At 56.5% G+C, this 9584-nt stretch carries 8 protein-coding genes; 3 read left to right on the top strand and 5 right to left on the bottom strand.

Annotated elements, in window-relative coordinates:
- Positions 1–324 (bottom strand): hypothetical protein (locus EKH80_RS23260; RefSeq protein WP_148110434.1); only part of this gene is annotated, 324 nt, incomplete at its 3' end.
- A 23-nt stretch (positions 325–347) separates the two neighbouring features.
- Positions 348–479, bottom strand: a complete 132-nt coding sequence (locus EKH80_RS24375; RefSeq protein WP_268991949.1) for a hypothetical protein — start codon at positions 477–479, stop codon at positions 348–350.
- 329 nt (positions 480–808) lie between these two features.
- On the opposite strand from EKH80_RS24375, the gene EKH80_RS23265 reads away from it, so the two are divergent.
- Positions 809–2416 carry an MASE1 domain-containing protein gene (locus tag EKH80_RS23265; RefSeq protein WP_158628932.1) on the top strand — a complete coding sequence of 536 codons (1608 nt, stop codon included), beginning with the start codon at positions 809–811 and terminating at the stop codon, positions 2414–2416.
- Positions 2417–2422: 6 nt separating this feature from the next.
- Here the strand turns inward: EKH80_RS23265 and EKH80_RS23270 are convergent, their stop codons facing one another.
- Entirely contained in the window at positions 2423–2878 is a 456-nt protein-coding gene (locus tag EKH80_RS23270) for a hypothetical protein (RefSeq protein ID WP_126687192.1), read from the bottom strand.
- 501 nt (positions 2879–3379) lie between these two features.
- Here EKH80_RS23270 and EKH80_RS23275 point away from each other — a divergent pair.
- A complete protein-coding gene (locus EKH80_RS23275) occupies positions 3380–4567 on the top strand; it encodes a nucleoid-associated protein (RefSeq protein ID WP_126687193.1) in 1188 nt (395 codons plus the stop codon).
- 2 nt (positions 4568–4569) lie between these two features.
- The gene (locus EKH80_RS23280) at positions 4570–5808 is read left to right on the top strand and encodes a hypothetical protein (protein ID WP_126687194.1); all 1239 of its coding nucleotides are present in this window, start codon (positions 4570–4572) and stop codon (positions 5806–5808) included.
- A gap of 134 nt (positions 5809–5942) precedes the next feature.
- Here EKH80_RS23280 and EKH80_RS23285 read toward each other — a convergent pair whose 3' ends face one another.
- Positions 5943–6335, bottom strand: a complete 393-nt coding sequence (locus EKH80_RS23285; protein ID WP_126687195.1) for a hypothetical protein — start codon at positions 6333–6335, stop codon at positions 5943–5945.
- 11 nt (positions 6336–6346) lie between these two features.
- The coding region (locus EKH80_RS23290; RefSeq protein ID WP_196240430.1) for a hemagglutinin repeat-containing protein at positions 6347–9584 on the bottom strand (3238 nt) is incomplete at its 5' end.

Raw genomic sequence — 9584 nt, forward strand, 5'->3', positions numbered from 1 at the left:
GCCGTTGTTGCCGTTCTGGCCGTTGATGACCAGGTTGTTGCCGGCGGCGAGGGTGGATTTGTCGTTCAGCACCGAGCCGTTGAGGGTGATGTTGCCGCCAGCCAGAAGCTTGCTCTGCGCGCTCGCAGCGGCGAGGCGCTGCACCGCCGTCAGCGTCGCCGTGGTGATCGACTGCAGGTCGTTGTGCAGGATGTTGTGCGCATCGCCGTTGATGGCGCTGCCGTTGCACCACTGGTCGCCATCCTTGCCCGGCGTGCCCTGGCCACCGCAGAACGATTCCAGCGCGGCTTGCTGTTGCGGCGTCAGCACCTGGCTTGCTGCCATGTAGGGCAAGTGGTACTTGGGATCTAGGTCCCGGCCGCATAGGCAGCGGTAGTGATGTCGCCGACGCTTGAAAAGATGGCGTCGCGATTGAGCAGCGAACCGATTGTATGGAGCGCGGTGCTGTGGGCGGCGACGTTGCACAGCGTGGCGGCCATTACGGCGATATCTCATGCCACCAGATAGCCCCTTATCCGTTACTTCCGTTAGCTGCTTGTGGTGCAAGAACGTGTCAGCGAATGACTCCTTGTTGAGTGGTCCGATTTCGTAACGCTGGACGTTGGCGCAGCCCACTGTCCTTCTCGGCGCACCCGGCGACGATACCCAGCGTGCCGACATGAGTGCCGTTGTCACGCAAAATTCACCATCGTGATAGTTTCATCAATCCATAACGTTGACGTGGTAGTCGAACATGAGGAAGGCATTTAGTCATTCGAACTAAGGGGCACGGAGCATGCGGAAGGAACGCGGCCACCATGAGTGGCTCATGCATTTGATGGTCGGCATCGGATACGCACTGGCATATACCGCTCTTTCACCCCTCTCCGACGCGCACTGGAATCTACACACCGGCCTGCAGCTATCTTTTCTGCTCCTGGTTCCTTATCGCTATTGGCCGGCGCTGCTGGTTGGCGAAGTGGTCCCCAATACCGTCGCCATGCTTCGATGTATCGACGCCTTCGGTGTAGAAGCTGTTGCGTGGCGTTGTGTGCCGCCCATCCTAACGATCATGCCGGCTCTCTGGTGGTGCCGCGAACGTTTGAAACTTTTCCCGACACGGAAGCTGGTTGATATCAAGGTACTCATGCTGTGCGTCATGCTGGCATCGCTCGTGAGGACGCTTTACAGCTATACCTTCTTGCTGCTTGTCCATACCCCGGCGTTCAAGGCCCACCCCATCATGGCGCTGGGTTACTTCATAGGAAATACCATCGCCGTCCTCGGTGTCGTGCCGATGGTCTTGATGGTTCGGCTCGATATTCAGAACTACGGTGCCCGCGCGCTGGCGCGCAAGTGCATCATGGCGCCTTTGACTGCAGACCTGATGGTCGTTGCTTTGCCTTCGATGCTGCTGCTGACCGTCTGTATCCTGCGCGGCGGCAATGATATGCAGCACATCGCCCGCATCGCGATGTTCCTTCCGGTCGCATGGTTGACGATCAAACACGGATGGCGGGCTGCGGTCGCTGGCGGCATGCTTGCCATTATCGCGACGTGCCTGCTGACTGTTTCGCGACCCGATCCGCAACTCATCGAAACGCAGGCATTCATTGCATTTACCATTATTTGCCTAATGGCTACCGGCGCGCGCATCAGCGCGCAGCTGTTACGCGAAGCCAAACAAAAGCAACGTGATGCCAATGCACTGGCGACAGCACGGCGCTCATTGGAAGCGCACGAGCAAAGGCGCAAGCAGCTTTCGACCAAGCTCGAACACCTCGCGCTACGCCTGCATGTGACCAACCAAAGCCTCGCACACACGTTACGCAGCGGCCTTTTCGGTGTCGACGCCGAGCGGTATGCCAAGCATGTGTTGGAGGCTCCCGAGGAAGTGTATGCGTTGGCCGAGAGCCTTCACCCGGTGGCTTGGCGCGAACGGGGCCTACCTGCCGCGTTAAGTCAAACCATCGGGCGTGCCCTCGACGAGGCGAGCATCGAGTACCGCTGCGTCATCACGGGTCGAGGCTACATTCGAATGTCGCAAGATACGCTCAACACCGTGTATCGAAGTGCGTGCGAGGCTGTGGTTTGTGTGACCTCTCGGCTGACCTGTTCGAGTGTGTCTCTGACGTTGCGCGCTGGAGAAACACGGGGCCATCGCTGGCTGGTGCTGGTCGTCGACGGGCATCAGAACACCAGTCGCATGGCCACCGCCGTCATACGCAAGGCGGAGCGCGAATACATCGCCGCCAAGCTTGGCGCCGGCTCACTCACGGTAAGTGAGCTCACCGAGCTGGCTCGTTTGTTCGGCGGGCAGCTTCACCATCGTCAACGAGGCCCGCAGGAGCGCATCACGATCTTGCTACATGACACATGGCCTGCAACCAAAGAGGTCGAGCATAAGCCCGAGCCCCTTCAGCTGTGGGTTTCCTGACGATCATTACTGGATACCAGCACCGCAGTTGTACGGGTCCTGGCATAGAAGAGTCACTTCGAATCGCGTCATGCCATGGCTCTGCGTGGCCGCAATGCTCGTGGCCGCGTCCTTATAGATGGTCTGTGCTGACGCGGGTTTACTCGCAGCATCTGTCTCATCAGTCGTAACGTGCTGCGCGTCCGTGCCCATCGGGAGCACGATGGATGTACCACCAGCGGTGGCAATGGCTGCATGGACAATCCCGTTGCGATCGTTGATCTGGATGTACTCGATGCCGTTAAGCCTGAAAACGTAAACGTGCCAATTCGGGCTCGCGCTCACGTCGGCTGCATTGGGCCACGCCTGACCTAAACCAGTCGCGGGTGCAGCCGTTTGCCCAAAGACCGGCAACGCGACACAAAGTGCCATGACGCCGGCCATCACTGCCATCTTGATACCACTTCCGTTAGTAGTGCTCATCGTCGATCCTCTTTGCATGTGATATCTCGTACCGCGGAGTCGACTGTAGCAGGCAGTCGCACATACCTGCACAGGCAAGCTGGGTTCACTTTCTCTTGACGATGCATCACGTCGTGACATCAGCGACGGCCACTTGATGGATGACGTCCTCCTGATTTCGCGAACACCTAAAATGGGTGAGATCGTGCCATTCTCATTGCTCTGGTTGCTTACCCAGAAGTCCACGGTCACTCTGATAGGCGAGAACGGTCCGCTCGAACGATGCGGACAATAATCTGGCGGAGATCGGCTTATAGACTTATCCACTCTTCGATGGGACCGGAAACTTTAATCCCCATTTCACCGCATAGGCCCGGCCCACGGCGATGAACCGACCGAAGATCCTTCAAGAGGGACGATCTCAGCCCCCGAGATCGCCGGGCGTTACCCTAGCTTTCCACAAGACAGCGATTGGCCGCTATGATGGTCTTGCCGGCCATTCACCGGTAGGAAGGGGGCACAATGGACGTCTTGAAGAATGCGGTAATCCACAGTTTGGAGAAGGATGCGCACGACAGCATGACCACTATTCGGCATGCCCCGGCTACTTTGGATGTCAACGACAGGATGGTCGTGCAGCTTGCGCGCCAACTCGCAGAACTCGTCGGTAAGGATGGGAATGCGGTGCTCTGGGGGCAGTTTGCGGCAGCGAATCGTCAAGGGGAATTCCCTGCGTCTGCGCGCGCGTTAATGGCCGGAAATTTTGAGTCATCTGCCTTCATGAGTTTATCCAAGGCCGCAATGGAGGAACTACGTAGTCAGGCTGAAAGGAAGACCGGAGCGACAGGCGGCCACATTTTTTTCGGGCAGTATCGAACCAACGGTTCGGAGTTCTTACTCGTTGCGATGATCAAGCAGAAAGGAGCGATCACCCTATCGCCTGATCTTCGACCCACCGAGATTAAAGAGATTGACATGTCCAAGCTTCACCAAGCGGCACGCATTAACCTCACGCGATATGGTCTTCATCTTGAAGACAACGGCAACGACCCCGTAGATGGAGTGACGCCCCCCATTCTTTTCGATGAAAAGACATACCTATGTTTTGTGAATCGCCGTGGTCGCGAGGAAGTAGCAGACTATTTTGTGGATGCATTGGGATGCGTCAAAGGAACTTCGTCTTCCCAACTGACCAACAAATTGCTCAAATCTGTAAAGCAATATGTGCGTGATGTACCAGAAATTGCAGACACCTTTGTTGAGGTTAAGCAAGGTGTTGTCGACTATCTTCAAGCATTGCCCGAGAATCATCCCGTCAAGTTGGATGAGGTGATATATGCGGCGAGGGCCAGGGTGGACCCTATCCGAGCGGCGCACTTCAATATGCTAAAAGAATTTCTCAATTCAGAGGAATGTCAGATTCCAGATGAATTCCAGCTCAGCCGTCAAGCGCTGCGCGCGCACATCAGGATCAGTGCCAAGAAGCCGAATTGGGGATTATGGTTCGAGACCGGAGTCGTTGGAGTCACCAATGCAGAACTTCTTTACGATCCTCATCAGAAGACGTTGACGCTAACAGACCTCCCGACGGAGACTGTCAATAGCGTTGAAAGCGCGTTACGTGCGCGCGGGCAGATGACGCTGACAGACCTCCCGATGGAGACTGTCGATAGCGTTGAAAGCGCGCTGAGTGTGCGTGGGCAGATGTAGCCGTGTTCGCCAATGTTGTCACGCTTTATAGAGCATCCGGTCGCCCGTCTTTGGCGGGAGATCGGTTTTCTTTTTTAGGACCTACCAATCCCCAGTTGGACGCTGCTGTGTCTGCTTGCGAGGAAGTCGATCCAGGCTTTGGGCGCTTTGCAGACGGGCCTGATTACGATGGAGCCGGGGAGCTTGATTTTACCTGGTCGCTTTCAAGCAACGAACTTGGGCGTTTCTTTTCGTCAGTCCCTGACTTCATCGCTCGATGTGAATCAATACACCGAGGGGAATTCCCTAAAAACTATTACATAGCGGAGCTGGATTACTTCGACGGTGACTCAGGGGAGGCATCGATTCCGGAACTTGAGAAGGCTGGTCGGTTTTGTGAGCTTATCCGGCTGTTGGCAGACCTCAGCTTGAGCGGAAACCTGACGGCCGTAGCTGGGCGCGCAGCTCACATGGTTTTTGTAAAGCCTGCCTCTACGGGAAAGCCTCCTGTCACTGTGGAAATCGCCACTCGCATCGAACCTCGAATGCTGCTGGTATCGGCACCGGACTTGGATGTCTTGCGTGACCTCCTGAGCCCTCAGTCCAAAGGTAAGGTTCGAACCGAGGAATATAAGGCAGCCTTCCGCCTGGCCATTGCTGATGCATGTGCCGCAGAGACGACGGAAGCGCGGTTTGGTGCTTTGCTAGATCAATGGGAAAGCGTTATTCAACGGTTTCGATATGACGTCGAGTGTATCGTTGATCGGATGTCGTTCGACGTGCTGCGCCGCGAAATCGCAGACGCAGAACTTACTTTTGTGGGGCGGGTGAATACCTCTGTGGTCGACAACGCCGCCAAATTTTTGGGTATCCCGGTGTCTCTTGTGGCGGTCACGACCGTCTTTTCTGGCGATTCTCTATCAGGGGACGTGCTTGTTTGTCTCGGCGCCGTTATCGTGGCACTGGTGATCAGTGGCATTGCAAAGGCGACTAGATTTCAGCTCGCAACGACAGCGACAGCATTTGGGGCTTTGCTGATTAGCATGCGAGATCGTGCCAAGGCAGGGGGAGAGGTCGCTGGTAGCATCGACGAGTTGGATAGGACTTTCCATCGACGATGTGCCTTTGCAAAATGCGTCGTGGCGACATTTCAATTTATGGCCTGGATACCACCTTGGGCTGCACTCGGAATTATGGCTTGGAAATTTCCGACTCCGTGGGTCAGTAATTTCTTAGGCACTCTCCTAGGCTTTAGACCTTAGGCTGTTCCAGCATCTTTTGGCATACTCGCGTATCAGTGTAGGGACAATTCATAGGTTGCCCCGGCGTCTTGGGTGGCCCAATCTCCGCCCAAGCAATCATCACTTGATCGCGATGATTGCTCGACTTTTTTGCATCAAGTGAAGATCACCTCGCAATCAGATAGCGCAAACGAACGACCATCTACGGCAACAAGTCGATCTCCATTAACATGGGCAAGTACTGAGCGATGTAACGTCGCGCCTGCTTCAATATCGGCACGCCATCCGTCCAAATCTCCGTGATAAGAAATGGCGTAAAACATCGTACCGTCCGGGACACGAATTCGACATCCTTCCGAAGTCTTACCTCCATGCTTAGCTTTACGGGGATTCACATCGTTGCAAAGCCCTATGAACTGATCTCTAAATGTTCCAGCGCCATTGTCAGAGAAGTAGACAATTTCAGCCCCTTCTCTAGGCTTGGTCCCTGGCACCGAAGGATCTCGCCCTACAGCTACACCTAAAATTTTCTCCATCTCGCTTGTCATCTCGCACCCCACTACTTAACAACTGGTGTAATGATAAACCTAAAATTGGAAATGCCCGCATCTTCAAAGACCTGCGTATAGAAAGCGGCAAGCTCCGGACTATTGGTGTGATAAATTACTCCTCCTTGGAAGCCGGCTGTGTATTTCCTTGCCTGATCTATCATCTTTTGTTGTTCAGCCACTGCCCAAGGTGCGTCGCCATTGGCGCTAGAGGGATTGCGTAAGGAACTATCCCAGTCCTCAACATATTTCGCTTCGACCGCGGTAGGCTTCCCACCAATGCTTGTCACATTATCAGCAATACCATTGACTTCTTTGCCATCAACCAGCGCCGTATATTCACGTGCGCTTTGTGGTTGCGAGCCGTAAAGGTCCGCTACAGCCTTTTCATAACTTTGTCCTTGATCGATAGCCCGCTCACCTGTGACTTTTACAGGCGATGTCGTTGAAAACTTCGTACCAGCGGCCTCTTCTGCGACTTTTGCCGCTTGACTTGCTTCGGCGTCAGCCGTCTTTAACGCATCCCCAGCCGCGTTTGCGACCTCTCCAGCTGCCTTGCCATCCTTGATCGCGGTCCTTATCACCGTCGCCGCTTTGCCTACCGCTCTGCCGACGCCTGCCGTCGCCACATTGATCGCGATTTCCTTACCGGCTTCCTTCGCCGCATCGCCATAGCGCCCGCGATAGGCCAGCTCCCCTGCCGTCGCCACGCCACCAAACGGGGTACCGTAGCCGACCAGGTCACGCAGGGTTTGATTGGCTTGCCAATTGGCGTATTGGTCGGCATAGGCCGGTCGCTGGTTTTCGTAGTAGTCCCGATTTGCCATAGTCGCCAGATAGCTGTCCGGCAGGCCGGTTGCTTGCTTAACCCACTCACGCGCTTGTGGATCGTTATAGAGCGTGTTGGCAAATAGGCTAGGATTTTGGCGTTCTGTGTCATTCGCGCTCGACAAATCGATGGCCTGCCCCGTTTGTGGGTCAAGATAGCCGGACGCTTTGTTTTCCAGAAACGCGGCCGCGGCGGTGTAGTTGGGCTTACCTTGCGCCGCCTGCGCCTGATCGAATGTGGAATCCTGTTCGCGGAAGGCTTGATAGATCAGCTGATTACGCGCTTCGTCAACGCTGATACAGTTTCCTACCGCACATTGCTGATCTGCGAACGCCTGCGCGGCATGATCGATGCGGTGAACGTACTCAGGATGTAGCGTGCGGTTGTACTCATCACCTAGCAAGGCTGTCGTAGCACCTGCGCCTCCGCCCACTGCGGCACCAATAGCGACACTAGCCAACTGCATCAGCGTATTGCGCTGAGCGGGATCGGTGATGTGGTGATCGTCCAGGTACTGCTGCATAGCGGCGCTGGCTTTTTCACTCGCCATGGCGCCTAACGCGCCCTGTAGCGCATCGCCGCCACCCAAAGCCGCTGTCGCAGCGCCCACCAGGCCATGCAGGGCGACCTTATAGTTGCCGCCGTCGCTCCATGCCGCTTTGTCCGCATCGGTCGTGGCATGGTTAGCCATATATTCGGCGATGCCACCCGCCGCACGCATGCCTACCTGGCCCGCAACCTGTCCCAGCTCCAGGTTCTCCTGCACCTTCTGGGCATCGAAGATGGGCTTGAGCGCCTGGTTGCTGAGTGTTGGGTTGCGATCGAGGCCACTGAGGTCCGTATTGCCATCGCGCACGTTGATCGTGCCCTGCGCAATGCCCGATTTCGTGTCGCTGCTGCTGTTGCCGTGCTGCGGTGTGGCTAGCGAAAGAGCCGTGCCTACACCGCTCAGGATGTTCCCGCCCATACTGCTGCCGGCACCGTAGCCACCGCTGATACCTACGCTGCTAGCGCTGTACTTGGCTTCGTTATGAATGCTCTCGTAAGTCAGGCTGCCGGTGTCGAGGATGTTCTTGCTGGCATCGGCAGTGCTGGCAATGACACCACCAATCAGATGGGTGTTGCCACCCACCATGACGTCGAAACCACCGTTGCCCGCGCTGATGCCGCTGACGTCATTGACACTCTTGTAGTGGCTGTCGACCTTGCTCTGGTTGTAACTGAGACTGCCACCACTGCTGTAGCCGATCACCATCTTGCCGCTCAGCTGTTGCTGTTTGCTTGCGTAGTCGTCGGTGTCCTGCTCGCTCTGGACCAAAAGATTGTTGCCGACCGTGCCCAGCACGGTGTTACCTGTCAGTTGCGCGCCCTTGATTGTGGTGTCGTTGCCACTGACCACCGTGAGGGTGTCCTTGGCGTTGACCACGCTATCGTCATGCGTAGTCCCATTGCCGTGCGCACTGCCCTTGCCGACCGATGCCTGAGCATAGAAGCCCACGCCATCGCTGCCGATCTGGATGCCCACCCCGCCGCTGGCGTTTTGATTGCTGCTTTTGAGGGTATGGTTTTCGGCTTGGCTGAGCAGGTTGACGTTATTGGTGGCTGCGAGCGACACATTCTGGCCATCAATCTTGCTGCCGATGACGTTGAGATCGCCACCGGTGGCTGCAATGGTCACATCGCCCACACTACGAATGCTGCTCCCGTAAGCCTTATCGTCGTGCGAAGTGGTGGTGCTGCTGGCACTGCTACCGCCAATGCCGATCTGCAGGTTGATCCCGTCCTGGTTTGTCTTGGAAGCCGCCTGGCCGAGCGAGGTGCCCGCCATATTCACTGCGTCCTTGACGTCATAGGCGGCTTGCGCGGCATACAAGGCCTTCAAGCGATCGTCCTTGACCTGGCTGGCGCGCTGGGCGCTGTAGATCGCGCCGTTAGCGACATCGGCGACCTTGCCACCAAAGCCTACGTTGATCCCAGCACTACTCTGCTTCTGCGTCTGCGTCACATCCTGGCTACCCACCGCCGCATCGATGGTGACGTTCTTGCCGACAATGGTCGTCGCTGTCTGGCTCAGCACATCACTGCCCGTGATATGCACGTTGTTTCCGGCGGTCAACGTGACGGCACCATCGGTGCTGCCCACCAGGCTGCCGGTGTAGCTCACTTCCTTGTCGGTGCTGGTGGTGGTTTGGGACTTGTTGCCGATCAACACGCTGAAGCCGCCGCCATTCATCAGGCCGGTATGGCTCGTGCCGTTGGATTGCGTTTCGGTGTAGGTGTCCTTGCCGGCGTTGAGGGTGAGATTATTGCCCGCTGCCAGGGTCACGTCGTGCGTGCCGGCAATCTGCACGGCGGTGCCGGTGAGATCGTGGCCGGCCGCCACGGTGACGGTATCGCCCGAGAGCGTGCTGCCGACACTG

The sequence above is a fragment of the Dyella choica genome (genome assembly GCF_003977665.1).
GTDB lineage: Bacteria > Pseudomonadota > Gammaproteobacteria > Xanthomonadales > Rhodanobacteraceae > Dyella_B > Dyella_B choica.